This window comes from Halomonas sp. YLB-10, assembly GCF_003856855.1.
Taxonomy (GTDB): domain Bacteria; phylum Pseudomonadota; class Gammaproteobacteria; order Pseudomonadales; family Halomonadaceae; genus Halomonas; species Halomonas litopenaei.
The window spans coordinates 12,862-37,440 of sequence record NZ_RRCU01000006.1 but is presented as its reverse complement, the minus strand read 5'-3'; the positions used below and the strand labels follow the sequence as shown (position 1 = coordinate 37,440).

The 24,579-nt window shown below is 63.0% G+C and carries 21 protein-coding genes; 10 read left to right on the top strand and 11 right to left on the bottom strand.

Annotated features, from left to right (window positions below):
* Positions 1-120: 120 nt before the first annotated feature.
* Together EBB56_RS14280 and EBB56_RS14275 are read left to right on the top strand one after the other, a co-directional pair.
* Entirely contained in the window at positions 121-576 is a 456-nt protein-coding gene (locus tag EBB56_RS14280) for a MerR family DNA-binding transcriptional regulator (RefSeq protein ID WP_083970354.1), read from the top strand.
* A 127-nt stretch (positions 577-703) separates the two neighbouring features.
* On the top strand, positions 704-2,440 hold the full coding sequence (locus tag EBB56_RS14275) for an AMP-binding protein (protein ID WP_108447813.1): 1,737 nt from the start codon (positions 704-706) through the stop codon (positions 2,438-2,440).
* Positions 2,441-2,835: 395 nt separating this feature from the next.
* On the opposite strand, the gene EBB56_RS14260 is transcribed toward EBB56_RS14275, so the two are convergent.
* Together EBB56_RS14260 and nagZ are read right to left on the bottom strand one after the other, a co-directional pair.
* The gene (locus EBB56_RS14260) at positions 2,836-3,414 is read right to left on the bottom strand and encodes a hypoxanthine-guanine phosphoribosyltransferase (protein WP_045992365.1); all 579 of its coding nucleotides are present in this window, start codon (positions 3,412-3,414) and stop codon (positions 2,836-2,838) included.
* Positions 3,415-3,436: 22 nt separating this feature from the next.
* The gene (gene nagZ / locus EBB56_RS14255; RefSeq protein WP_045992366.1) at positions 3,437-4,450 is read right to left on the bottom strand and encodes a beta-N-acetylhexosaminidase; all 1,014 of its coding nucleotides are present in this window, start codon (positions 4,448-4,450) and stop codon (positions 3,437-3,439) included.
* 199 nt (positions 4,451-4,649) lie between these two features.
* Here nagZ and EBB56_RS14250 point away from each other — a divergent pair, with 199 nt between their 5' ends.
* From EBB56_RS14250 to EBB56_RS14235, 4 genes are all read left to right on the top strand, one after another.
* Complete coding sequence (locus EBB56_RS14250; protein ID WP_045992367.1) at positions 4,650-5,507, top strand: A24 family peptidase; 858 nt, start codon at positions 4,650-4,652, stop codon at positions 5,505-5,507.
* Positions 5,508-5,686: 179 nt separating this feature from the next.
* Entirely contained in the window at positions 5,687-6,292 is a 606-nt protein-coding gene (gene coaE / locus EBB56_RS14245) for a dephospho-CoA kinase (RefSeq protein WP_045992368.1), read from the top strand.
* Between the two features lie 49 nt (positions 6,293-6,341).
* Positions 6,342-6,578, top strand: coding sequence for a DNA gyrase inhibitor YacG (gene yacG, locus EBB56_RS14240; RefSeq protein ID WP_045992369.1), 237 nt, complete (start codon positions 6,342-6,344; stop codon positions 6,576-6,578).
* 3 nt (positions 6,579-6,581) lie between these two features.
* Positions 6,582-7,466 carry a DNA replication terminus site-binding protein gene (locus EBB56_RS14235; protein ID WP_045992370.1) on the top strand — a complete coding sequence of 295 codons (885 nt, stop codon included), beginning with the start codon at positions 6,582-6,584 and terminating at the stop codon, positions 7,464-7,466.
* A 291-nt stretch (positions 7,467-7,757) separates the two neighbouring features.
* On the opposite strand, the gene EBB56_RS14230 is transcribed toward EBB56_RS14235, so the two are convergent.
* The gene (locus tag EBB56_RS14230) at positions 7,758-8,054 is read right to left on the bottom strand and encodes a hypothetical protein (RefSeq protein ID WP_045992371.1); all 297 of its coding nucleotides are present in this window, start codon (positions 8,052-8,054) and stop codon (positions 7,758-7,760) included.
* 361 nt (positions 8,055-8,415) lie between these two features.
* On the opposite strand from EBB56_RS14230, the gene EBB56_RS14225 reads away from it, so the two are divergent.
* Entirely contained in the window at positions 8,416-9,222 is an 807-nt protein-coding gene (locus tag EBB56_RS14225; RefSeq protein WP_045992373.1) for a helix-turn-helix transcriptional regulator, read from the top strand.
* A 501-nt stretch (positions 9,223-9,723) separates the two neighbouring features.
* On the opposite strand, the gene EBB56_RS14215 is transcribed toward EBB56_RS14225, so the two are convergent.
* The 8 genes from EBB56_RS14215 to EBB56_RS14180 all read right to left on the bottom strand — a co-directional run bounded on the left by EBB56_RS14215 (position 9,724) and on the right by EBB56_RS14180 (position 21,069).
* Positions 9,724-10,104: a histone-like nucleoid-structuring protein, MvaT/MvaU family gene (locus EBB56_RS14215; RefSeq protein WP_045994818.1), complete on the bottom strand. Its 381-nt coding sequence runs from the start codon at positions 10,102-10,104 to the stop codon at positions 9,724-9,726.
* 342 nt (positions 10,105-10,446) lie between these two features.
* Positions 10,447-12,123 carry a 30S ribosomal protein S1 gene (gene rpsA / locus EBB56_RS14210; protein ID WP_045994817.1) on the bottom strand — a complete coding sequence of 559 codons (1,677 nt, stop codon included), beginning with the start codon at positions 12,121-12,123 and terminating at the stop codon, positions 10,447-10,449.
* Positions 12,124-12,299: 176 nt separating this feature from the next.
* The gene (gene cmk / locus EBB56_RS14205; protein WP_045994816.1) at positions 12,300-13,001 is read right to left on the bottom strand and encodes a (d)CMP kinase; all 702 of its coding nucleotides are present in this window, start codon (positions 12,999-13,001) and stop codon (positions 12,300-12,302) included.
* Positions 12,998-15,301, bottom strand: a complete 2,304-nt coding sequence (locus tag EBB56_RS14200) for a bifunctional prephenate dehydrogenase/3-phosphoshikimate 1-carboxyvinyltransferase (RefSeq protein WP_045994815.1) — start codon at positions 15,299-15,301, stop codon at positions 12,998-13,000. Before EBB56_RS14200 ends, cmk begins: the two co-directional genes overlap by 4 nt.
* A gap of 47 nt (positions 15,302-15,348) precedes the next feature.
* Positions 15,349-16,443: a prephenate dehydratase gene (pheA, locus tag EBB56_RS14195; RefSeq protein WP_045994814.1), complete on the bottom strand. Its 1,095-nt coding sequence runs from the start codon at positions 16,441-16,443 to the stop codon at positions 15,349-15,351.
* Between the two features lie 103 nt (positions 16,444-16,546).
* Positions 16,547-17,650, bottom strand: coding sequence for a 3-phosphoserine/phosphohydroxythreonine transaminase (gene serC / locus EBB56_RS14190; RefSeq protein ID WP_045994819.1), 1,104 nt, complete (start codon positions 17,648-17,650; stop codon positions 16,547-16,549).
* A 103-nt stretch (positions 17,651-17,753) separates the two neighbouring features.
* Positions 17,754-20,507 carry a DNA gyrase subunit A gene (gene gyrA / locus EBB56_RS14185; RefSeq protein WP_045994813.1) on the bottom strand — a complete coding sequence of 918 codons (2,754 nt, stop codon included), beginning with the start codon at positions 20,505-20,507 and terminating at the stop codon, positions 17,754-17,756.
* 142 nt (positions 20,508-20,649) lie between these two features.
* Complete coding sequence (locus tag EBB56_RS14180; RefSeq protein WP_045994812.1) at positions 20,650-21,069, bottom strand: thioesterase family protein; 420 nt, start codon at positions 21,067-21,069, stop codon at positions 20,650-20,652.
* Positions 21,070-21,278: 209 nt separating this feature from the next.
* On the opposite strand from EBB56_RS14180, the gene EBB56_RS14175 reads away from it, so the two are divergent.
* The 3 genes from EBB56_RS14175 to EBB56_RS14165 are packed head-to-tail and all read left to right on the top strand — an operon-like array spanning position 21,279 to position 24,567.
* Positions 21,279-22,229: a recombination-associated protein RdgC gene (locus EBB56_RS14175; protein WP_045994811.1), complete on the top strand. Its 951-nt coding sequence runs from the start codon at positions 21,279-21,281 to the stop codon at positions 22,227-22,229.
* Positions 22,226-23,395, top strand: a complete 1,170-nt coding sequence (locus EBB56_RS14170; protein ID WP_045994810.1) for a 1-acyl-sn-glycerol-3-phosphate acyltransferase — start codon at positions 22,226-22,228, stop codon at positions 23,393-23,395. The genes EBB56_RS14175 and EBB56_RS14170 overlap by 4 nt, the downstream gene beginning before the upstream one ends.
* Positions 23,392-24,567 (top strand): cation diffusion facilitator family transporter, encoded by a 1,176-nt coding sequence (locus tag EBB56_RS14165; RefSeq protein WP_045994809.1) that lies wholly within the window; start codon positions 23,392-23,394, stop codon positions 24,565-24,567. Before EBB56_RS14170 ends, EBB56_RS14165 begins: the two co-directional genes overlap by 4 nt.
* Positions 24,568-24,579 lie beyond the last annotated feature (12 nt).

Genomic DNA, 24,579 nt, shown 5'->3' with positions numbered 1-24,579 from the left:
GGGCGCCTTGCCCAGGCGAGGGTCAATTTCGCTACATCCACTTTACGTTAACGTAAACTTTGACTAGTGTCTTTTCCAAGGACCCCGCCGCGTCGGGTCCTCCCAACAGGACAGAGCATCATGAGCAAAACCGCCAGCGCCAACCGCGCCTCAGGCTCCTCCAGCGAAGCTCGCCAGCCCACCGCGATCTCCCGCACCTACAGTATCGGAGAGCTGGCCAAGATGTTCGAGGTGACGCCTCGGACTATCCGCTTCTATGAGCAGGAGGGGCTGTTGGCGCCCCGACGCCAGGGTCAGAAGCGCATCTATCGCGAGAAGGATAGGGTGCGCCTGAAACTGACGCTCAGAGGCAAGCGGCTCGGATTTTCGCTGGCCGAGATACGCGAGGTGGTGATGATGTACGACGCCATGCCGGACGGAAACGCCCGCCAGCTCAAGCGTCTACTCGAGATCATCGCCGAGAAGCGTGCCGAGCTCGACCGCCAGCTCGAGGATATCCGCCTGATGCGCCTCGAGATGGACGATGTCGACCGGCGAGCCCGGGACGCCCTGGGACAGCTCGGCGAGAAGGGCTAGCTCCCGTCCTCCACGACTGGCTGCTGGTCCCTCGCCTGCTGCGACACCCTGACTGCCAATGCTCTGCCCCGAACAATGACAACACCCTGCCCCACGGCAATCACCAGACGACAAGACGAGAGCCACGATGACACGCCAGTCTGCTTCCTCTCCCGATCTCGCTCCCTCGACCGCGCCCTCACCCTCGAGCGTGAGCTACGTCAGCGGCATCAGTGACCTGCCCCTGAAGGGCCAGACCATCGGTGACTGCTTCGACGAAACGGTATCCCGCTTCCCCGACCAGGACGCCTTGATCAGCCGCCACCAGGGGCTACGCTATCGCTGGCGCGAGCTCCAGGACGAGGTGAACCAGGCGGCCCGCGCGCTGCTGGCCATGGGCGTCAAGAAAGGCGACCGGGTGGGCATCTGGTCACCCAACTGCGCTGAATGGACGATCACCCAGTTCGCCACCGCCAAGATCGGCGCCATCCTGGTCAACATCAATCCGAGTTACCGCACCCATGAGCTCGACTACGCGCTCAAGCAGTCGGGCACCTCGACGCTGATCCTCCAGGGCAGCTTCAAGACCTCGGACTACGTGGCTACCCTGGCGGAGCTTGCCCCGGAGCTCAACGACGTCCAGGGGGCTGGCCCGCTCAAACTGGCCGGACTGCCCGAGCTCAAGCGTGTCATCTGCCTCGACTCGGCCAGGACCCTGCCAGGCATGCTGGCCTGGGAGCGCATCTTCGAGCGCAGCGACGAAGTCAGCGCCGAGGAATTGGCCGAGGTGCAGTCAGGTCTGCAGTTCGACGAACCAATCAACATCCAGTACACCTCCGGCACCACCGGTGCGCCCAAGGGCGCCACCCTGTCCCACCACAACATCCTCAACAACGGCATGTTCGTGGCCAGGGCGATGAACCTGACCGATCAGGACCGCATGGTGATTCCGGTACCGCTTTACCATTGCTTCGGCATGGTGATGGGCAACCTTGGCTGTGTGACCCACGGCGCCACCATGATCTACCCTGCCGACGGCTTCGACCCCGAGACCACCCTGGCGGCGGTGGCGGAAGAAAAGGCCACCACGCTGTACGGTGTCCCCACCATGTTCATCGCAGAGCTCGAACACCCGGACTTCGAAAGCTACGATCTGTCGTCGCTGCGTACCGGGATCATGGCAGGCTCCATCTGCCCGATCGAGGTGATGCGCCGGGTCATCGACCAGATGAACATGCAGGATGTGACCATCTGTTACGGCATGACCGAAACCAGCCCGGTCAGCTTCCAGACCACCACCGATGCCCCGCTGGACAAGCGCGTCACCACGGTGGGCACCATCCACCCGCATCTGGAGGTCAAGCTGGTGCATCCGGAAAGCGGCGCGGTGGTCCCGAAGGGCGAGACCGGCGAGCTGTGCACCCGTGGCTACAGCGTGATGCTCGGCTACTGGAACAACGAGGAAGCCACCGCCAAGGCCATCGACAACGCCGGCTGGATGCATACCGGCGATCTGGCGACCATGGACGATGAAGGCTATGTGGCCATCGTCGGGCGTATCAAGGACATGATCATTCGCGGTGGCGAGAACATCTACCCCCGCGAGATCGAGGACTTCCTCTACACCCATCCCGCCATCTCCGACGTTCAGGTCATCGGTGTACCCGACCAGAAGTACGGTGAGGAGGTCATGGCCTGGGTCAAGCTCAGCGAAGGCGAACAGCTCGACGAGGAAGGACTCAAGGCCTTCTGCAAGGGCAAGATCGCGCACTACAAGGTGCCGCGCTACGTCAAGTTCGTCGATGAGTTCCCGATGACCGTCACCGGCAAGGTGCAGAAGTTCAAGATGCGTGAGGAAGCCACCCACGAACTAGGACTGGCCTGAGTCCTGAATAGCAGGACCTGAAAGCCAAGGTCCTGAAAGCCAAGGGCCTGAAAGCCAAGAACTTGAAAGCCAAGCTCCTGGCTTACCTGGTACCCAAAATCAGAAGCGCCCCGGAGGGTATCCCCGGGGCGCTTCTTGTCTTGCTGACGCCTGACACTGGCGGTCGGTCTTGCCCTAACCTTTTTACATCCCCTTCGGCGCGAAGATGCCGGGGGCGTTTCGCCAGTAACCTTTACCGACCTTATATCAGCATACCAAAACCAAAGACGTAGTGGTCGGCCTTACCTTTTTACATCCCCTTCGGCGCGAAGATGCCGGGGGCGTTTCGCCAGTAACCTTTACCGACCTTATATCAGCATACCAAAACCAAAGACGTAGTGGTCGGCCTTACCTTTTCACATCCCCTTGGGGGCAAAGATCCCCGGGGCGTTGCGCCAATAGCCTTTAATGTCCATCCCGAAACCAAAGACATAGCGGTCGGCGACCTCCAGGCTGCAGTAATCGGCCTTCAGGCCAGGCACTGCCTTGCGGTCGTGGTTCTTGTCCACCAGTACCGCGGTGGAGATGCTCTTGGCGCCGGCCTCGCGGCAATAGTCGAGGATGGCCGCCAGGGTGGCACCTTCGTCGAGGATATCGTCGACGATCACCACATGACGTCCTGCCATGGGAATCTCCGGCGAGACACGCCAGAACAGCTCGCCCCCTCGGGTCTTGCCGCGATAGCGAGTGGCGTGCAGGTAGTCCACCTCCAGCGGAAAGCCCAGACGCGGCAACAGGTGACCGGTAGTGATCAAGCCACCGTTCATTACGCAGTAGAACACCGGCAGTTCATCGCCGAGATCCCGGGTAATCTCCTCGGCCATGCGATCGAGCGCACGCTCGACTTCATCATGGCTGATCAGGCAATCCGCGGTGTCCATCACCTCACGCATATCGTCACGTGAAGCGCTATGGGCAGGGTCCAGTTTCGGCATAACAGTCAACTCGTTTCAAACATCAATCAGAAGTCATCGCCTCGAGGCGAGCGTGTACCCGGCGCCAGCGAGACAGGGCCGGCAAGGCGTCCAGGTCAGGACGAGCGCGGCCATAGCGCAAGCGTGAAGCCCGGCGAACGGTCCGCTCGGCACAGGCATCGAGCACCGCCTTGGCAGCGGCTCGGTCATTGCACACCAGCACCATGTCACAGCCGGCGTCGAGGGCCGCCTGGGCGCGCTCCACCGGCCCACCGGCGACCTGAGCGCCGGCCATGGTCAGGTCATCGGAAAAGATCAGGCCCTTGAAACCCAGGCTCTCACGCAGCATGCCAAGCCAGGGGCGCGAGAATCCTGCAGGCCTTGGGTCAAAGGCGGGATACACCACATGAGCCGGCATCATGCCATCGAGCTTGGGTGCCAGAGACTGAAACGGCACCAGGTCGTGCTGTCGGAGTTCGTCGAGGCTACGTTCGTCACGCGCGACTTCATGGTGGGTATCGGCCTTCACCCCGCCATGCCCCGGAAAGTGCTTGCCGATCGCCGCCATCCCTGCGTCGTGCAGTCCCTCGACGAAGGCACCCGCCAGCAGCGCCACGGTCTCGGGGTCACCGGCAAAGCTGCGATCACCGATCACCGATGACAGCCCGACGTCGACATCCAGCACCGGCGCGAAGCTCAGATCGAGGCCACAGGCGGCCATTTCCATACCCAGTAGCCAGCCGGCGTCCTGGCACAGCCGTACGGCCGTCTCGGGTGAGTCCAGGTACTCCCGCCCCAGGCGGGACATCGGCGGCAGCCGGGTGACTCCGTCTTTCAGGCGCTGGACACGCCCTCCTTCCTGGTCGATGCCCAGCAGAAGATCAGGACGCACCTCTCGAATCGACCGGCACAGTTCGCGCACCTGGTGCGCATCTCGAGTGTTGCGTCCAAACAGGATGACACCACCGGTGGCGGGATGCTCGAGCAGCGATCGCTCCTCTGCCGATAGCTCATGGCCATCGAGATCCAGCATCACGGGTCCGAACGTCTGGGTCATGTCGCTTACCTGATCGGAAAAAGGGAACAATTTTAGACTAATGGCTGAGCAGGTGACACCCCAAGGGCGACGCAGGAAGCCCGGCAAGGGACGTCCGGGCCCCTGACATCACCCGCTGCCTTGCCGTATCACCAGACAATCGCCTCTTGCCAACGGTAGAATAGCCTCCTTTGACCGCCCCCGAACCACGGAGCTCCTTTTGCTTTTTTCGGATGTCACTTTCGCTTCTCTTGCTCTTGTTGCTCTGCTGGGGTTATGCCTCGGCAGCTTTCTCAACGTCGTCATCACTCGCCTTCCGGTCATGTTGATGCAACAGTGGCGCACCGAGGCCCGCGCGGCTCTCGAATTGTCAGACGATACCGAGGAGCCACTGTCACTGGCCCACCCACGCTCTCGCTGTCCGCGCTGTCTCACCCCTATCGCCTGGCACGACAACCTGCCGTTGCTGGGATGGCTCAAGCGTCGCGGACGCTGCGCCAACTGCCAGGGACGCATCAGCATCCAGTATCCGCTGGTGGAACTGGCCAGCGCCCTGCTCGCGGTCTGCTTCTGCATCCTCCACGGACCCACCTGGCATGCCCTGTGGCTTTACGGCGCCAGCCTGACGCTGCTGGCCCTCGCGGTGATCGATCTGCGCACCCAACTGCTTCCCGACGCCCTTACCCTGCCCCTGTTATGGTGTGGCCTGCTTTACCAACTGCTGTTCAGCCCCGCCAGTCTGGATGATGCGGTGATCGGGGCCACCGCCGGCTACGCCGTGCTGTGGGCCATCGGCAAGGCCTTTCACGTCCTCACCGGACGCGACGGCATGGGGCTTGGTGACGTCAAGCTGATTGCCGCACTCGGCGCCTGGCTCGGCTGGCAACTGTTGCCACTGGTGATATTGATCGCCGCCTTGCTAGGTGCAATTTCGGGTCTGCTGATACAGTGGAGGTCCCGACACCTGAGGGGCCAGCCCTTGCCGTTCGGTCCTTCGCTGGTATTGGCCGGCGGTCTCGGCCTGCTCGCCGGCAATGAACTGCTCACCGGATATCAGGCGCTGTCGGGACTGACATGAAGACGGCTGCGCTCGGTGAGACGGGGTGAATGGCGTCTCGAAATGCAGGGTTGCACCTCGTAAACTGCGTTCTCTCAGCGCTGCAACCTTTGATCGTCGCTTGCCGACGTTGCACTCAAGGCCCAGGCTACTGCACCACACAAGCACTACGCTGAACACACGAAGGGAGTACGGGTGGCATGATAATTGGACTGACTGGTGGCATCGCCTCAGGCAAATCGACGGTGGCCCGTCTGTTTGGCGATCACGGCGCTCGCTGGGTCGATGCCGACGATATCGCGCGAGAGGTGGTCGCCCCGGGCGAGCCGGCCCTCAAGGCCATCGTCGACCGATATGGAGATGCCATACTGACCAGGGAAGGTCGCCTCGACCGTGCAGCCCTGCGCGCCCTCGTCTTCGCCGACGAAAAGGAACGCCGCTGGCTTGAAGCGACCACCCATCCACGCGTGCGCGAACGGTTGGTCACGAGACTGTCACTGCTGCGGCAGCAAGACGCCCCCTATGTGCTGCTGGTTTCCCCGTTGCTGTTTGAATCCGGGCAGGTGGACATGGTCCAGCGCACCCTGGTGGTGGACGTACCAGAAGCGCTGCAGATCGAACGCACTACCCAGCGTGACGATGTCGACCTGGCCCAGGCCAAGGCTATCGTGGCCTCGCAGATGGGTCGTGACGAGCGGGTGTCACTGGCCGACGATGTCATCACCAATGACGGTGATCTAGCGGCGCTCTCCGAGGCCGTCAAGGCACTGGATGCCACCTATCGCAGGCTCGCCGCCAAGGCCTGAGCCTGCCTCTTCCGCTATCGACGTTTACGTCTTGCATCAGGAGCCCCACATGTCACACAGCACTCGTCAGGGCACCTTGAAGGTTGCCTGCCCACAATGTCGCAAGGAAGTACTCTGGACGCCCGAGAACAGCTATCGCCCCTTCTGCAGCAAGCGCTGTCGTCTTATTGACCTGGGGGCCTGGGCCGATGGCAGTCATCGCATTGCCGGCGAACCCGCCATGGACGAAACCAGCATCGATGAGTGGGTCGCCAGAGCCGAACGCGACCTGCACAACCAGGACTGAACGATGGACCGGCCAGGCACTGCCAGCGCCCCGTCACGGCCCGCCTACCAGCTATTGGCAGAGCTCGACGCAGGGTTCGATCGGATCATCGCGTGCGCCAGAGAGGTCGTCGACCGCTGGCAGGCATCACGCCTTCCTGCCTGGTCCTTCGATCGCGAGACAGCCGATGCGGACTGGCTGCGCCAGGCGTTACTGGATCTGTGGTATGTCGACGGCCAGGACGGCCGTGTCACACGCAGCTATATCGGTCTGGTGGCCGCAGACCCTGTCACCTGCGAGGCGGCTCTGGCGCTGAACCAGGCCAAGGCGGAGTTTTCTGAACGGCTGAGTGTCATTCGCCAGCAATCGCCCCAACTGATACCCGAGATCAAGGCCAGGCTGCCGATACGCCACCCGGAACTCAATGATCACCTGGGGGGCGCTGGCCTCGCCCGCCTCCATCTGAAACAGACCTGGCGCGCCCTGCCCATCGCCGAGGCGCCGGTGGAGCGGGTTCGTCTGGCCTGGTACGCCAGCGGACGCTCCATCACCCGCTTGAGCGTGGCCGAAGTCGAGCGCAAGCTGATGGCCTTCGACACCGAGTCACCGCACATTCGCATTCAACTCGAGCGCCTCGCCGGCATTCCTTCCAGCGAGCCCCTGGCCCAGGTGCAACGACAGGCACCGCTGATGCGAGCCAACCTCTTTTACCGGGACCCTCTGCCGGACGGTCGCCTCAGGCGTGCCATGAATGCGGCTCTACCCCTGCTTGTGCCCCAGGCGCAACTCCCCCATCACAACCTTCCGCCGGCACAACCGCCAGCCGAACGCCAACGCGCCCGGAGAAGCGACGAACGCCTCGAGGACACCCCCTTCCTGCCAAGCTTGAGAGTCTTTCGCTACCGCTGAAGGGCCCGGTGCGGCGCACGCCAGCGCGCCCGCTCAACGAGGCTTGCCCCTGACCTGCCAAAGCACCTGCACCCCGCCTCAGGCGCCTGCGTTCCGGCAACCGCCATAAGCAGCGCGCGCCTGTCGGCAAGCGCTGACATCAGCAATTGCTGACATCATTTTGCAGTATTTGCGCAAAGACGCCACGGCCTTTACCCACAGAGCCGTCGGAAAATCCCTGTCAAAATCGCACAGGTTGAAGTCCGGCAAGCTCCATCTCGATGACCCCTGACAAAGGCAGAGGTCATGCGGTCAGGCGATGCGCCCCATCGATTGCAGCGTGGCGACCAATTCCCGCACCGATTCAGGGGTCTGGGCATATTCCTGGATCAAGCCCAGCAGCCGCCGCTCGAAGTCCTCTTCCTTACGACGCTGCTCTTCTTCTTCCAGGCTGTCGATGGAGCGGACCGGAGGGCCGGTGGGGATCTCGGCGGCCTTGTTCGGGTTGTCCAGGCTGCGCAGCGCTTCCGCGAAGGCGTCATCCAATTCACGAAAGCGGCGAAGCTTCTCGCGTTCGTCCATAGGCTTTTGGGAACTCTGAGATTTCATTTGTTACCAGTCGTTAACGTCGATGGAGGTGCGACAGGTTCAGTATCCTGCGGCACCACCTTATCAAGAAAGGCTCGAAAATAACGCCTTTTTTACTTTCACAACAGCATGTTAGATATGCAATCCATCACTGACGTTTTGTGCACAAACGATCAAAACGGCACATTGCACTTGCCAGACAGGCGCGCTAGACTGCATAACTACGTAACAGGATGTATCCTAGCGCTACAAACCTACACCATCATACCTCGGGACAGGCGGATGTTCCGACTACAACGACCAGCGATACGGACGCTCGGATTCGCTCTCCGAGGACCCAGGGAGGGTCGGGTCCGCGCCGATGGTTCAGGGAGGCAAGACCATGTTCAACGAGATGATGCGCGCCGAAATCTGGCTCCAGGAAACCCTGGACAGTCAGCTGAGTATCGAAGATCTTGCCACGCGTATGGGGTACTCCTCATCCCAGGTGCGTCGGCGCTTCCGCCAGTCGTTCGGCATTTCGCCAAGTGCCTACCGCGACATGCTGCGGCTCGAGAAGGCCGCCAGGCTGCTGATCCATACGCCCCACGGCGTGCATGATATCGCCAAGCGCTGCGGCTATCGCAATCACTCGGCGTTCACCCGCGCCTTCCAGCGCCGCTACCGTGTCGCTCCCCGGGAGTACCGTCAGAACCAGCGTCTGGAACTCTATCGCCAGCGCCACAATCTGCCCCACTTCTCGGTGAAGATGGCCGACCTGCCGCTGCGGCGTGCCGCGGTCACCCGCCTCTATCAGCCGCCCGAAATCATCGAGAACCTGGACAACTGGCAGCGTAATGCCGAAGGCGCCTACGATCTTCCGGCACGCCTCACCAACGCGGCACCGATCGCTATTCTTCACGATCACCCGCTGGCCAGCGAGGCGCCCCGTATCGACCTGGGTGTCCACGTCGACGAAGAACACGCACACCGCCTGGCGCTGCCACTGCCGTTCCGCCTGGTCATGCTGCCGGCCCAGCGACACGCCTGCATCACCCTCGAGGACAGCTCACACCTGACCAGCGCCATGCTGTTCATGGCCTGTCGCGGCCTGTCTGAACACGGCGTCTACCTGAGCGGCGAAGCGCCTCAGCTGGTCAAAGGCAAGTATGGGCTGGAACTGCGACTGCCGCTACTCGAAGAGGACTGATCGCTTAGCCTCTCCGAGCCCGCAAGCCTCCCTTCTGGTGGCCACTTCGGTGGCCACCTTTTGCGTTCCATCATACCAGAATTCAAGCAAAGTACCGGCAACGACAAGGCCACAGCCCCGCTTCGCCTGGATCACACTGTTCCTGCATCACACCGGTGCAGTGGGAGGCCACGCTTCGTCCCCTCCCCGGAAACCAGAAACATCGCAAGGGGCAGTCGAAGCTTCGGGCTTCGGGCTTCGGGCTTCGGGCTTCGGGCTTCGGGCTTCGGGCTTCGGGCTTCGGGCTTCGGGCTTCGGGCTTCGGGCTTCGGGCTTCGCCTCCAACGAGACGCAGCCGATCAAGGAATACCGTGCAAAAAGAAACCGTCCCGAACAATACGACGACGTCACTGTCATGTCGATGGTTCAAGACGGCTTCTGGCACCGCAAGCCTGAAGATCGAAACAGTGCCGGACCGATGCAACGTCCAAGGCACTGGCTCATCTGCGGCTCAAACAATCATCAGTCTTCTACACGCACCAGCCAGGACTCGACGGTGTCATTACCGTGCTCTTCCTTCCAGGCCTTCAACGTCTTCTGATTGCCACCACGAGTTTCGACGACTTCGCCGGTATTCGGGTTCTTGTAGATCTTGAGCTTGCGCTTGCGACGACCGCCAGCGGCCGGGGCAGCGGCCTTTGCCGGGGAAGCAGCGGACTTCGGATCCAGGATGGCGATGACGTCAGATGCGCTCTTGTCGAACTCTTTCATCAGCTCTTCGAGCTTTCCCTTGAACTCGAGTTCGGACTTGAGACGGTCATCGTTCTGGAGCTGACCAAGTCTTTCCTGCAGTTGCTGGAGCTGCTGCTCCATCTGCATATAGTCATTCAAAAGTGAAGACATTAAGGTACGCCTATAGTAGTTGCTTTCGGATGCAGGGGCATTATCACTCCTGCATGAGTATATGACAACCAGCCAAACGACGTTATTCAAACGTTATTGGCCAAAAGCAAAGTCAAAATCCTGTCAAACAAACGGTAGATGCTTACAACAAGGGCATCAACCCTAAAACACGTCCCCTCAAGCATATGCGGTAAAAACTCGCCCAACTCACCAATAATACTGAGGCAGCGCCGCCACGAGGGACATTCCAGCCCTCTACAATTTCTTACATATAAAAAAAGAGCGCTCCCCGAAGGAAGCGCTCTTGACCATTACCAGTCCCGAACAGTGTCGGGGTCCGGCTTAGTCCTGACCCATCTGCTGCTTGATCAGGTCGCCGATGGTGGTCGGGCCACCGGTCTCGACTTCCTGGTCGCGCAGCTTGCTCATGTTGCGACGGGTGTCATCCTGGTCCTTGGCCTTGACGGACAGGGCGATCTGACGGTTCTTGCGATCGACACCGACGATACGGGCCTCGACGCTGTCGCCTTCGTTCAGCACGTTGCGCGCGTCTTCGACACGGTCGGCGCTGATCTCGGACGCCTTGAGCACGGCAACGACGTCAGTCGCCAGCTCGACGTGAGCTTCCTTGGCGTCAACCTCGACGACACGACCGGTGACGATGGTGCCCTTGTCGTTGACGGACAGGAACTCGGCAACCGGGTCGGTATCGAGCTGCTTGATACCCAGGGAGATGCGCTCACGCTCCGGATCGATGGACAGGATGACGGCCTCGGCCTCATCGCCCTTCTTGAAGGAACGCACGGCTTCTTCGCCAGTCTCGGTCCAAGAGATGTCGGACAGGTGAACCAGGCCGTCGATGCCGCCGTCCAGACCGATGAAGATACCGAAGTCGGTGATGGACTTGATGGTACCGGCAACGCGGTCGCCCTTGTTGAACTGGGCGTTGAAGGTTTCCCACGGGTTGGCGGTGCACTGCTTGATACCCAGGGAGATACGACGACGCTCTTCGTCGATATCCAGCACCATGACGTCAACATCGTCACCGACCTGAACCACCTTGGACGGATGGATGTTCTTGTTGGTCCAGTCCATTTCGGAGACGTGAACCAGACCCTCGACACCCTCTTCCAGCTCGGCGAAGCAGCCGTAGTCGGTGAGGTTGGTGACACGGGCGTGCACCTTGGTGCCTTCCGGGTAACGATCCTTGATGTTGACCCACGGATCTTCGCCCAGCTGCTTCAGACCCAGGGAGACGCGGTTGCGCTCGCGGTCGAACTTCAGCACCTTGACGGTGATCTCGTCGCCGACAGCCACGATCTCACTCGGATGCTTGATGCGCTTCCAGGCCATGTCGGTGATGTGGAGCAGGCCGTCAACGCCGCCCAGATCAACGAAGGCACCGTAGTCGGTCAGGTTCTTGACGATACCGATGATCTGCTGGCCTTCCTGCAGGGTGGCGAGCAGCGCTTCACGCTCGGCGCTGTTCTCGGCTTCGAGAACGGCACGACGGGAAACGACAACGTTGTTGCGCTTCGGATCGAGCTTGATGACCTTGAAGTCGAGTTCCTTGTTCTCCAGGTGCGTGGTGTCGCGCACCGGACGAACGTCGACCAGAGAGCCGGGCAGGAAGGCACGGATGGAGTCGACGTCGACAGTGAAGCCGCCCTTGACCTTGCCGTTGATCACGCCCTTGACGATCTCTTCCTTCTCGAAGGCAGCTTCCAGCACCTTCCACGCTTCGGCACGCTTGGCCTTCTCGCGGGACAGGCGGGTTTCGCCGAAGCCGTCTTCCACAGCTTCGAGGGCCACGTGGACCTCGTCACCGACGGCAATGGTCAGTTCGCCGCTGTCGTCGCGGAATTGCGCGGCAGGGATCTGACCTTCGGACTTCAGGCCGGCATTGACGGTGACCCAGTCACCTTCGATGTCGACGACAGTAGCCGCGACGATCGCGCCCGGCTCCATGTTGATGTCCTGGAGAGACTGTTCAAACAGTTCAGCAAAGCTTTCGCTCATGATGTTCCTACGTGATCAACGTTGAGTGCGGCAGGGCCGCTTCTCCGCACCACCAGCAAGTGCGGGCCATATTCAAAAACCCCCGGGGATGTTGGCACTGGTTGGACCTGACCGAGTTTTCCGTTTCCTGTACTCGGGCACGTCGTGACATCTGGCCGGGGACGCCGCAAGGGAGTTCAGGTGCCGGACAGGAGCCCCTTGCGGGACAACAGTTCGGACAGCCGATCAACCACTTCCGGTATGCTCAGGCGGGTCGTGTCGAGCTCGATGGCATCATCGGCCGGCACCAACGGCGCCACGCTACGCTGCGTATCGCGGTCGTCGCGCGCCTGAATCTCCTTCAAAAGACTCGATAGACTAGCATCCACCCCGGCCTCCCGCAACTGCAGGTGACGCCGGCGCGCCCTTTCCTCGGCGCTGGCGGTCAGAAATATCTTCAAGGGCGCATCGACGAACACCACGGTGCCCATGTCACGGCCATCGGCGACCAGGCCGGGCGCCTGGCGGAAGTCCCGCTGGCGCTCGAGCAGCGCCTGGCGCACCGCCGGCAACGCCGCCACCAGAGAGGCACTGTTGCCCACCTGCTCGGTGCGAATCTCGCGAGTCACGTCACGCCCTTCGAGCTCGACCACCGCCTCGCCATTCTCGGCGCGAAAGACGACATCGAGGGCCGAGGCCAGTGCCGCCAGCGCCGGCTCATCGTCCAGCGCGATGCCCTTGCCGATAGCCGACAGCGCGGTCAGCCGGTAGAGGCTGCCGCTATCCAGCAGATGCCAGCCCAGTCGCTCGGCAATCAGCCGGCTGATGGTGCCCTTGCCGGCGCCGCCGGGGCCATCGATGGTCAGCACCGGGGCCGAATGCTCGTCATGATCGCTCATGCCTGCTCCTCGCGTACCTCTTCGAGCTCAAGGCCGACACCTCGTGCCAGCTCGACAAAGCCGGGGAAGGACGTGGCCACGTTGGCGCAGTCGTTGACCTCGATCGGGCTTGATGCGCGCAGGGCCGCGATGGTGAAGGCCATGGCGATGCGATGATCCTCATGACTGTCCACGCGCCCGCCGCCATAGTTGGCGCCGTCGCCGCCCTTGCCGACGATGTCGATGCCATCGTCATAAAGGGTGTTGTCGATACCCAGCACGCTCATGCCGTCGGCCATGGACTGCAGGCGGTCGGACTCCTTGACCCGGAGCTCCTCGGCGCCGCGCAGTCGCGTGGTGCCTTCGGCGTTGGCCGCGGCAATGAACAGCGCCGGGAACTCGTCGATGGCCAGCGGCACCTGGTCCTCGGGAATGTCGATGCCCTTTAGCGGCCGGTAGCGGATATGCAGATCGGCGACCGGCTCACCTCCTACCTCTCGCTCGTTCTCGAGGCGCAGATCCGCCCCCATGGCGGTCAGGATATTGATCACACCGATCCGGGTCGGATTGATGCCGACGTGCTCCAGCACCAGATCCGACCCCGGGGTGATCGCCGCCGCCACCAGGAAGAAGGTCGCCGAGGAGATATCCGAGGGCACATCGATCGGACCAGCGGCCAGCTTGCCGCCGCCCTGCAGCCAGCAGGTATCGCCCTCGCGCTCGACGGCGTAGCCAAAGCCATTGAGCATGCGCTCGGTGTGATCGCGGGTCGGTGCGGGTTCACGCACTCGGGTCTCGCCCTCGGCAAACATCCCCGCCAGCAGCAGACAGGACTTCACCTGGGCGCTGGCCATGGGCATATCGTAGTGGATGCCCTTCAGCGCCTGGCCGCCCTTGATCCTGAGCGGAGGACGCCCGCCTTCGGCGGTGTCGATCACCGCACCCATCTGGCGCAGCGGATCTGCCACCCGCCCCATGGGACGACGTGTCAGCGAGGTATCACCGGTCAACTCAGTGTCGAAGGCCTGCCCCGCCAACAGCCCGGCAAACAGCCGCATGGCGGTGCCAGCATTGCCGACGTAGAGCGGACCTGCCGGCTTCTTCAGGCCGTGCATGCCGACCCCGTGGATGGTCACGCGGCCCTGGTGCGGACCCTCGATGGCGACCCCCATCTCGCGGAAGGCCTGGAGCGTGGCGAGGCTGTCCTCGCCCTCGAGGAATCCGGACACCTCGGTAACGCCCTCGGACAGCGCGCCGAGCATGATCGAGCGATGGGAAACCGACTTGTCACCGGGGACCCGAATGCGACCGGTGACGCTTCCGCCCGGGGCCACCCGGTAGCGCAGCATGGCTGATTCTTGCATCTGATATTCCGCCTGATAGCTGGTCTGATTCAACAGAGTATCGAAATAGTGGCGCGCATGACTGGCGCGGTCGAAGGTGGCCAGCAGACCGTCGCCATCACCACGGTTCACCGCGTCCCTGAGTCGGGCCAGACCTGACTCGAAGTCATCCAGGGCTTCGAGCACGGCGCCCCGGTTGGCCTGAAAGATGTCTCGCCACATCACCGGATCACTACCGGCGATGCGGGTGAAGTCGCGAAAGCCGCCGGCGGCGTAGCGGAAGATCTCGAGGCGCTCATCCTGGCGCGCCAGGGTATCCACCAGCGAGAAAGCCAGCAGATGCGGCAGATGGCTGGTGCGCGCCAGCACCTGATCGTGGCGAGCCACGTCCATCTCCAGCACCTCGGCACCGGTCAACTGCCACAGGGCCCGCACACGCTCAAGCGCCTCGGGGTCGGTAGCGCAGGTCGGCGTCAGAATCACCTTGTGGGCCTGGTACAGCTCCGGATTGGCCGCCGCCACGCCGCTCTTTTCCGAGCCGGCGATGGGATGCCCCAGCACAAAGCGCGCGGGAAGCTCACCGAAGGCCTCGATGGCGGCCGCCTCGATCGCTGCCTTGGTGCTGCCGACGTCGGTGATCACCAGATCGCCGGCGGCGCGGCCACGCAACGCGCCTAGATCGCCCATGACCTGGCCCATGGCCAGCACCGGTACCGCCAGCACCACCAGGGTAGCACCCTCGATAACCTCGGAGAGTTGTGTCGACCCCGCGTCGATCAACCCCATGCGACGTCCGCACTCGAGCTCCTTCGGGTCTGGGTCACAGGCCAGGATGAGACTGTCATCCCCCTGCCCCACCCCCGCCTTGCGCAAGGCAGCGGCCAGCGACCCTCCGATCAAGCCGAGTCCAACGATGACGATGCGTGAAGCCCGAGGCAAGGATGCGGGTACTGCGCCACGCGTTGCGACTTCCTGCATTGCGACGTCCTGCATTCCTTCTTGCTGCATTCCTTCTTCCTGCATTACTACAGGACCCCCTGGGGGTAGGAGCCAAGCACCTTGACCTCGGAGACACGCAGGCGCACCTCCTCGAGCAGCGCCGACACCCGCGGCTCCTCGACGTGGCCACAGAAGTCGATGAAGAACACATAGTTCCAGGCACCGGTGCGCGAGGGTCGCGTCTCCAGACGCGTCAGGTCGATCTGGTGGCGGTGGAACGGCTCGAGCAGGTCGTGCAAGGCACCCGGCTGGTTACGGGTCGCCACCACCAGCGACGTCTTGTCGACCCCGGACATGGGCACGTCCTGGTTGCCGATGATCAGGAAGCGCGTGGAGTTGTCCGGGCGATCCTCGATCTTCTCCGCCACGTGGCTAAGGCCGTAGAGCTTGGCCGCCATATCGCCGGCGATGGCCGCACTGTGCCACTCGCTCTTGACCAGCCTGGCCGCCTCGGCGTTGGACGACACCGGCACCCGCTCGGCGTGCGGGAAGTGGGCATCGAGCCACTTGCGACACTGGGCGAAGGACTGAGGGTGCGAGTAGATACGCGACACCTTGTCCTTGAGGGTAGTGTCGGCCACCAGCAGGTGATGGTGGATGCGCAGCACCACCTCACCGCTGATGCGCAGCCCCGAATCGATGAAGGAATCCAGGGTATGGTTGATCACGCCTTCGGTGGAGTTTTCCACCGGTACCACGCCGTAGTTCACCGCGCCGGCCTCGACCTCACGGAAGACCTCGTCGATGGCCGCCATGGGCAGGCTGATGGCGCTGTCACCGAAGTGCTTGAGCGCGGCCTGCTGGGTAAAGGTGCCCTCGGGGCCGAGATAGGCCACCTTGATCGGCTGTTCCAGCGCCAGGCAGGCCGACATGATCTCGCGAAACAGCCGTGCCATTTCTTCGCTGTCCAGCGGCCCCTGGTTGAGCTCCATCACCCGGCGCAGCACCTGGGCCTCGCGCTCGGGGCGATAGAACACCGCCTGGGGGTCGCTTGCGGTCTTGGTCTCCGCCACCTGGCGCGCACACTCGGCACGCTCGCTGATCAGGCGCAGGATCTCGGTGTCGATATGGTCGATGCGCTGACGCAGCGACGAGAGGTTCGGCTCTTGCGAATCACTCATGGGTTGTCTCCTTGTAACGCCTCGTGACCGGGCGTTGACGCATGGCTGGCGAAACCTGGCCCCGCCACCTCTTTACTTGGGTGCGCCAGCTCTCGCACGAACCTCAGCCGCGCCGCTTCTCGAAATCGCCCATGAACGCCACCAGGGCGTCCACCGCGGACTCAGGCACCGCGTTATAGAGGCTTGCGCGCATACCGCCGACGCTGCGATGGCCCTTGAGATTCAAAAGCCCCGCCGCCTCCGCCTCTTCCAGGAAGGCGTTATCCAGGGCGCTGTCGGCCAGCACGAAGGGCACGTTCATCTTCGAGCGATTACGCACCGCGATGGGGTTGGAATAGAAGTCGCTGCGGTCGATGGCCTCGTAGAGCTTGGCCGCCTTGCGGTCATTGATCTCGGCCATCGCCTCGAGACCCCCGACGTCGCGCTTGAGCCAGTCGAACACCAGGCCCGCCAGGTACCAGCTATAGGTGGCCGGCGTGTTGATCATCGACCCTGCCTCGGCCAACTGACGATAGCTGAACAAGGACGGCATCTCGCTCACCGCCTGGTCGAGCAGATCATCACGCACGATCACCAGCACCAGCCCGGCCGGCCCGATGTTCTTCTGGGCGCCAGCGTAGATCACACCGAAGCGCGAGACGTCCAGCGGCTCAGACAGAATGGTCGAGGAAAGATCCGCCACCAGCGGCACCTCTACCCCGTCGCCGCGCCGCGCCACGGGCACAAAGTCCAGTGCCAGACCACCGATGGTCTCGTTGGGGGTCACGTGGAGGTAGGCGGCGTCGTCGGACAGCGCGATATCAGCCTGCTGCGGTGCTTCGACATGGCCATTCTCGGCGCTTGAAGCGGCAATGTGGGCGCTGCCGAATAGATGCCGCGCCTCCTTGATCGCCTTGTTGCCCCAGATACCGGTCTCGATGAAGTTGGCCCGGCCGCCGCGGCCAAGCAGGTTCATGGGCACCGCGGCAAACTGCTGGGTGGCACCACCCTGGGTGAACAGCACCCGATAGTTGTCGGGCACGGCGAGCAGTTCACGCAGGTCGGCCTCGGCGCGCTCGGCGATGGCCACGTACTCGCTGGAGCGGTGGCTCATCTCCATCACCGAGAGCCCACGGCCCTGATAGTCCAGCATCTCGCGCTGGGCGCGTTCGAGTACTGCGGTAGGCAGCGCGGCGGGGCCCGCGCAGAAATTGTAGTGGCGTGTCATGGTGTCCTGGCGATTGATCGTCAAGGGCAGGCGTCCGGCGACGCCCGCCAGTCACTATATAGGTGGGCCACGGCGTCCATCGCGGACACCGTGGCACCCCGGATCAGTCGTTATTGTCGGTATTGCTGTCGTCGGCCGCGCTGTCGTCGCCTGGTTCGGCGCTGCCACCCTCGGCGGCGTCATCTGCCGAGTTCTCGACGGCCTCCTCACTACCTTCTTCGCCCTCGGCATCGAGCTCGTCGTCGCCTTCAAGCTCCTGGATACGCACGGTCTTGACCAGCGCCTCGGCCTCGCCGAGGCGGATCAGGGTGACGCCCTGGGTGTTGCGCGAACTGATCGAGACTTCCTCGACCCGGGTGCGCACCAGGGTGCCGCGATCGGTGATCAGCATCATCTCATCGCTGGAACAGACCTGCATCGCCGCCACCATGGCGCCATTGCGGGCGCTGGTCTGCATCGCGATCACGCCCTGGCCGCCACGACCGCGCAGCGGGAACTCCTCGAGACGGGTACGCTTGCCGTAGCCGTTTTCGCTGCCGGTGAGGATATAGATCTGGCCGTTGTCACCGCTGGCGTCGACATCACCGGCCTCGCCACGCTCACCGCCCTCGGCGTCGGCATCGATCTCGAGGCTCTGCGGGATGATCAGGCTGATCACCTCGGCGCCATCGAGCAATCGCATGCCACGCACACCGCGCGCGGTACGGCCCATGGCACGGACCTGGGACTCCTCGAAGCGGATCGCCTTGCCGTTGGACGACAGCAGCATGGCGTGGTCGCTGCCGGAGGTAATGGCGGCGCCCACCAGGCGATCGCCCTCCTCCAGGTCGATGGCGATCAGGCCAACGCTGCGCGGACGCGAGAACTGCTCGAGGCTGGTGCGCTTGACCGTGCCCCGGGCGGTGGCAAAGAAGATGTAGCAGTCCGGATCATAGTCCTTGACCGGCATGATGGCGTTGATCGACTCGCCTTCTTCCAGCGGCAGCAGGTTGACCAGCGGCTTGCCACGGGACCCGCGACTGGCCGCAGGCATCTCGTAGACCTTGAGCCAGTAGACCTTGCCGCGATTGGAGAACAGCAGCACGGTGTCGTGGGTCGAGGCCACCAACAGGTGCTCGATGACATCCTCATCCTTCATCGCGGTGGCCGACTTGCCACGACCACCACGACGCTGGGCCTGATAGTCCGACAACGGCTGGGTCTTGGCGTAACCCGAGCGGGACACCGTGACCACCATGTCTTCCTCGGCGATCAGGTCCTCGATGGACAGGTCCAGGTGACTTGCCTGAATGTCGGTACGACGCTCGTCGGCGAACTGATCGCGCACCGCGATCAGCTCTTCGCGAATCACCTCGAGCAAGCGATCGGCGGAGGCCAGGATGGCCATCAGCTCAGCGATCTTCTCGAGGATCGACAGATACTCGTCGAGCAGCTTCTCGGTCTCGAGGCCGGTCAAGCGGTGCAGGCGCAGCTCGAGGATGGCCTGGGCCTGGGCCGGCGACAGACGGTACTCGCCTCCGGCCTGGTCCAGACCAAAGCCTTCTTCCAGGTCTTCGGGCTTGCACGAGGTGGCGCCGGCGCGCTCAAGCATGCCGGTGACCTGACCGGGCTGCCAGGACTTGGCCAACAGCTTTTCCTTGGCTTCGGCAGCATTCGGCGAGGCCTTGATCAGTTCGATCACCTCGTCGATGTTGGAGATCGCCACTGCCAGGCCTTCGAGGATGTGGCCGCGCTCACGCGCCTTCTTCAGCTCGAACAGGGTGCGCCGGGTGACCACCTCGCGACGGTGGCGAATGAAGGCCTCGAGCACCTGCTTGAGGTTCATGGTCTTCGGTTCGCCGTCTTCCAGCGCCACCATATTGATGCCGAAGACATTCTGCAGCTGGGTCTGGGCGAACAGGTTGTTCACCACCACCTCGCCGCTCTCGCCGCGCTTGACCTCGATCACCACCCGCAGACCGTCCTTGTCGGACTCGTCGCGCAGCTCGGCGATTCCCTCGATCTTCTTGTCCTTGACCAGCTCGGCGATCTTCTCGATCAGCCGCGCCTTGTTCACCTGGTAAGGCAGCTCGGTGACGATGATGTGGTCACGGCCGGACTTGTCGTCGTGTTCGATGGTGTGCTTGGCGCGAATATAGATGCGCCCGCGGCCGGTACGATAGGCCTCGAGAATGCCCGCGCGGCCGTTGATGATACCGCCGGTGGGGAAGTCGGGCCCCGGCACATGCTCCATCAGATCATCGACGCTCAGGGTGTAGTCGTCGACCAGCGCCAGGCAGGCGTTGATGATCTCGTTCATGTTGTGGGGCGGGATATTGGTCGCCATGCCCACGGCGATGCCCGAGGAGCCGTTGACCAGCAGGTTCGGCACCTTGGTCGGCAGCACGTCGGGGATACGCTCGGTACCGTCGTAGTTGTCGACCCAGTCGACAGTATCCTTCTCGAGATCGGCCAGCAGCTCGTGGGCCAGGCGCGCCATGCGCACCTCGGTGTAACGCATGGCGGCGGCGTTGTCGCCGTCGATGGAGCCGAAGTTGCCCTGGCCATCGACCAGCACGTGGCGCATCGAGAAGTCCTGGGCCATACGCACGATGGTGTCGTACACCGCACTGTCGCCGTGGGGGTGGTACTTACCGATCACGTCACCCACCACACGGGCGGACTTCTTGTATGGCTTGTTCCAGTCGTTACCCAGCTCGTGCATCGCAAACAGCACACGCCGATGAACCGGCTTCAGGCCATCGCGCACGTCCGGCAGCGCTCGGCCGATGATCACGCTCATCGCGTAATCGAGGTACGACTGCTTCAGCTCGTCCTCGATATTGACTGGCAGAATCTCTCTGGCGATGTCACCCATGGGTCGTCAAGTCCTTTGCACAGCAACAGGTAGGCGCGTCACGCAGCCGTGACAAGGCGCACAAATACAGCGACCTAGCATACCACCCTTGGGGCCTTCCGCGCAGCGTCTGTCGTTGTGTGCGGCGCCTTGACCGCTGCCGTCATGACACCACCAGCGGCGCCAGGGCATCACGCAGCTCACCCTCGATCACCACCGCACTGTTGCTGGCCACGTCCAGCAGCACGAAGGTCAGCTCGGCGCGAGCCACCAGGGCTCCATCGCGGCGGCTCAGGATCTCGTGGCGCATCTTGGCGCTGCGCCCGCCCAGGGCCGACAGACGGGTGGAAATGTCCAGCTCGTCACCGGCCACCGCCGCCTGGCGATAGTCGATATTGAGATTGACCGCGACGAAGGCGACATCTCCCTTTCCCAGGCGAGACATCAGCGCCGGATGCTTGTCGAAGTAGTCCCAGCGCCCTTCCTCCATGAACTCCAGGTAACGGGCGTGATTGACGTGGCCATAACCGTCCAGGTGGTAGCCACGAACCTTCAGCGAAGTGGTGCTGATAGCGTCTTCCATGTCATTGCTCCTCATTTAAACTACTGTTTGATTCTGACCTTGAGCGGGCAAAGTGGCAACACTGTCACCAAAGAGGGACGGGCGCGGGCGACGCAGCCTGCTAGGCTTGGCCGCAACCCTGTTCAATCGACCATTGCGATGGCTGGCAACTGGCACCCGAAGGGACCATTCGCCATAATGTGCCTCCTTTTTGACCCGAGAATTGCTCCATGTGGTTCAAGCACTTGCACCTCTACCGTCTGCACGACGCCAGCACCCTGGACAGCGAGCAGCTGGAGACGGCCCTCGCCGAACAGGCTTTCCGCCCGCTCGGTGGCACCGAAGCCCGCCGCATCGGCTGGACGACGCCTGCCGGACGGGGTAGCGATCGCTATCTCCACGAACTTAAGGGCCAGCGCCTGATGACCGCCCTGCGCCAGGAGCGCATCCTGCCCGCTTCGGTGGTCCGCGAAGAAGTCGACGAGCGCGTCGAGGTCATCGAGACCCAGGAAAGCCGCAAGCTACGCCGCCAGGAAAAGCAGGCAATCAAGGAGCAGGTCTACGAGGAACTGTTGCCCAGGGCCTTCGTACGCAGCCAGAAGACTGACCTCTGGTGGGATACCCGGCGAAACTTGATCGCCGTCAACAGCTCCAGCCGAAAGCGCGCCGAAGAGCTGCTGGATCTGTTGCGCGAGTCCCTGGGAAGCCTCAAGGTAACGCCGCTCTCGGCCCAGACACTGCCGATTCGCGCCATGACCACCTGGCTCAACGACGCCTCCTCGCGCCCCGCCGACATGCTGCTCGGCGACCAGGTCGAACTCAAGGCCAAGGGCGACGACGGCGTGCTCAAGGCGCGCCAGGTGGACCTGGACGGCGACGACATTCAGCAACTGCTCGAAAGCGGCCGACAGGCCAGCAAGCTGGCGCTGGGCATGGAGGGGCGCCTGCGTTTCGTGCTCCACGACGACCTGGCGGTCAAGTCACTGGCCTTCGATGACGCCTTGATCGACGAAGCCAACCAGGCAGATGACGGCGACGATGCCGTGCTGCGCATGGAAACCGACTTCATTCTGATGGCCCAGACCCTGGGTGAAAGCGTCGACCGCCTGATCGACTGGCTCGGCGGCGAAGCCCAGAGTTCTTCCGTTTCGGCTACTGACCTCACTGCGACGACACCATGACTTCGACATCCGATGCCCCGCAGGATCCCTGGCACGATATTCGCCCCTATCAGGACGACGAGGTGGCGACGACCCTGACTCGCCTGGCAGAGGACCCGGAGCTGTTGAGCGCCCTGACCCGCTACCGGCTGCCGCGCCTGTCGCGCATGATGCCGCGCCTGTCACGCACGCTGGCCAGCTGGGCGATCAAGCGCGAGACACGCGACGTCACCAGCGTGACGGCGTTTCAGCAACGCATCGCGGCCTACATGCAGCGCATGCTGAAGACCTCCACCGACGACTTTCGCGTCGACGGCCTCGATCGTCTGGACCCCGATACCGCCTACCTGTTTATCGGCAACCATCGCGACATCTCGCTGGATCCGGCCTTCGTCAACTATGCGCTGTACCTCGCCGGCCGCAACACCGTGCGCATTGCCATCGGTGACAACCTGCTCAAGAAGCCCTACGTCACCGATCTGATGCGGCTCAACAAGAGCTTCATCGTGCCGCGCAGTGCTCGCGGCAAGCGCGCCATGCTGCAGGCCTACCACAAGCTGTCTAGCTACATCCGCCACTCCATTCAGGACGACAATCACTCGATCTGGATGGCCCAGCGCGAAGGCCGGGCCAAGGACGGCATCGATCGTACCGACCCCGCGATCATCAAGATGATGACCATGGCCCACCGCGCCGACAACCGTCATGCGCCGCTCGGGGAAGGCATTGAAGCCCTGCGCCTGGTGCCGGTATCGATCAGCTACGAGTACGACCCCTGCGACGTGCAGAAGGCCAGGGAGCTGAAAGCCGTCAGTGAAGACGGCAGCTACAACAAGAGCGAGTTCGAGGACATCAGCTCCATCGTCGCCGGCATCACCGGCCACAAAGGGCGTGTTCATCTGCGCTTCGGCACGCCGATCGATCGCAGCTTCGATACGCCGGAAGCGGTCGCTGCCGAGATCGACCGCCAGGTGCTGAGCGGCTATCACCTCTTTCCCAGCCACCATCTGGCGCTGGAGGCCCTGGGCAGCCACCCTGAGCTGGTGGACCTGTCCGAGGTGTCAGAGGCCGACCGCGATCGGTTCGCGCAACGTCTTTCCGAAGTCCCGGAAGACCTCAGATCCTGGTGGCTGGCCCAGTACGCCAACCCTGTCATCAACTGCGCGCGGAGCGAGCCTTCGTCGTGAGCCAGAAAAGCCAGCCGGGGCGCTCCAGACACGCCTTTGCCTGGACGGCCCAGGGCGTCACCCTGATCGGCGCCGGCGTGGACCTTGTCGTCGGCGTGCTCAAACTGGTGACCGGCGTGATCGTCGGGTCGGCCGCCCTGATAGCCGACGGCATCCACTCCTTTTCGGATATCGTCACCGACGCCTTCGTGCTGGCGGCCACCCACTACGGCCGCCAGGAACCCGACCGCGACCACCCTTACGGCCACGGCCGAATCGAGACCCTGGCGACACTGTGGCTCGGCAGTGTGCTGATCTTCGTCGCGGGTGCCATCGCCTGGTCGAGTGTCGAGCGCCTGCTCGATCGGTCTTCGAGCGCCGCACCCGGCCTCGTTGCCATCGCCGTGGCCGTGGTCTCGCTGCTGGCCAAGGAAGCGATCTACCACTACACCTTGCGCGCCGCCCGCCGCTTCGACTCACCGCTGCTCGAGGCCAACGCCTGGCACTCGCGCACCGATGCCATGTCTACCTTGGTGGTGCTGGTCGGCCTGGTGGCGGGGCAGTTCGGCGTCGGCTGGATGGACGCGGTGGCCGCCATCGTGGTCGGCCTGATGGTGGGTTGGGTCGGCGGACGGCTGATGTGGCAGTCTTCGCGGGAGCTGATCGACACCGCCCTGCCGGTCGAAGAACAGCGTGCGATGCGCCGACTGGCGGAGTCGGTGCCGGGCGTCAAGAGCGTGCACGATCTGCGCACTCGCCAGCTCGGAAGCGACGTCGTGCTCGATCTGCATATCGTGGTCGCTCCCAGGGTCACGGTGTCCGAAGCCCACGAGATCGGCAATGCGGTCAGTCGACAACTACGCGAAGCGCACACCCGCCTGAAGGATGTCACCTTCCACATCGACCCCGAGGACGACGAAGGACAGACCGAACACAGCCTGCGGCCGGGCTTGCCGCTGCGCGAGGAGATCGAGCAACTGCTGGATGACCGCTGGTCGCATCAGCGTGCCTGGCAACACCGTACGGCGCTGAATCTGCACTATTTGGATGACCGCATCGACATTTCGTTGTACGTTGACTCTGATATCCATCATGGGGATCTCGATGACTTGGCTCATCAATTGTGCCGAGACCTCGACACCCTGCCCTGGGTAGGCCAACTGAAGCTGTGGCAAGGGCCCGGCAAGGCCTGACCTCCGCCCGGC

What these genes read in the sequence shown, in the direction of transcription:
- gyrA (WP_045994813.1), bottom strand. Translation starts at nt 20,507, where the DNA reads ATGGGTGACATCGCCAGAGAGATTCTGCCAGTCAATATCGAGGACGAG.
- EBB56_RS14260 (WP_045992365.1), bottom strand. Translation starts at nt 3,414, where the DNA reads ATGCCGAAACTGGACCCTGCCCATAGCGCTTCACGTGACGATATGCGT.
- EBB56_RS14200 (WP_045994815.1), bottom strand. Translation starts at nt 15,301, where the DNA reads ATGCAGGAAGTCGCAACGCGTGGCGCAGTACCCGCATCCTTGCCTCGG.
- EBB56_RS14215 (WP_045994818.1), bottom strand. Translation starts at nt 10,104, where the DNA reads ATGTCTTCACTTTTGAATGACTATATGCAGATGGAGCAGCAGCTCCAG.
- EBB56_RS14235 (WP_045992370.1), top strand. Translation starts at nt 6,582, where the DNA reads ATGGACCGGCCAGGCACTGCCAGCGCCCCGTCACGGCCCGCCTACCAG.
- serC (WP_045994819.1), bottom strand. Translation starts at nt 17,650, where the DNA reads ATGACACGCCACTACAATTTCTGCGCGGGCCCCGCCGCGCTGCCTACC.
- nagZ (WP_045992366.1), bottom strand. Translation starts at nt 4,450, where the DNA reads ATGACCCAGACGTTCGGACCCGTGATGCTGGATCTCGATGGCCATGAG.
- EBB56_RS14225 (WP_045992373.1), top strand. Translation starts at nt 8,416, where the DNA reads ATGTTCAACGAGATGATGCGCGCCGAAATCTGGCTCCAGGAAACCCTG.
- yacG (WP_045992369.1), top strand. Translation starts at nt 6,342, where the DNA reads ATGTCACACAGCACTCGTCAGGGCACCTTGAAGGTTGCCTGCCCACAA.
- cmk (WP_045994816.1), bottom strand. Translation starts at nt 13,001, where the DNA reads ATGAGCGATCATGACGAGCATTCGGCCCCGGTGCTGACCATCGATGGC.
- pheA (WP_045994814.1), bottom strand. Translation starts at nt 16,443, where the DNA reads ATGAGTGATTCGCAAGAGCCGAACCTCTCGTCGCTGCGTCAGCGCATC.
- rpsA (WP_045994817.1), bottom strand. Translation starts at nt 12,123, where the DNA reads ATGAGCGAAAGCTTTGCTGAACTGTTTGAACAGTCTCTCCAGGACATC.
- EBB56_RS14280 (WP_083970354.1), top strand. Translation starts at nt 121, where the DNA reads ATGAGCAAAACCGCCAGCGCCAACCGCGCCTCAGGCTCCTCCAGCGAA.
- EBB56_RS14275 (WP_108447813.1), top strand. Translation starts at nt 704, where the DNA reads ATGACACGCCAGTCTGCTTCCTCTCCCGATCTCGCTCCCTCGACCGCG.
- EBB56_RS14230 (WP_045992371.1), bottom strand. Translation starts at nt 8,054, where the DNA reads ATGAAATCTCAGAGTTCCCAAAAGCCTATGGACGAACGCGAGAAGCTT.
- coaE (WP_045992368.1), top strand. Translation starts at nt 5,687, where the DNA reads ATGATAATTGGACTGACTGGTGGCATCGCCTCAGGCAAATCGACGGTG.
- EBB56_RS14175 (WP_045994811.1), top strand. Translation starts at nt 21,279, where the DNA reads ATGTGGTTCAAGCACTTGCACCTCTACCGTCTGCACGACGCCAGCACC.
- EBB56_RS14180 (WP_045994812.1), bottom strand. Translation starts at nt 21,069, where the DNA reads ATGGAAGACGCTATCAGCACCACTTCGCTGAAGGTTCGTGGCTACCAC.
- EBB56_RS14170 (WP_045994810.1), top strand. Translation starts at nt 22,226, where the DNA reads ATGACTTCGACATCCGATGCCCCGCAGGATCCCTGGCACGATATTCGC.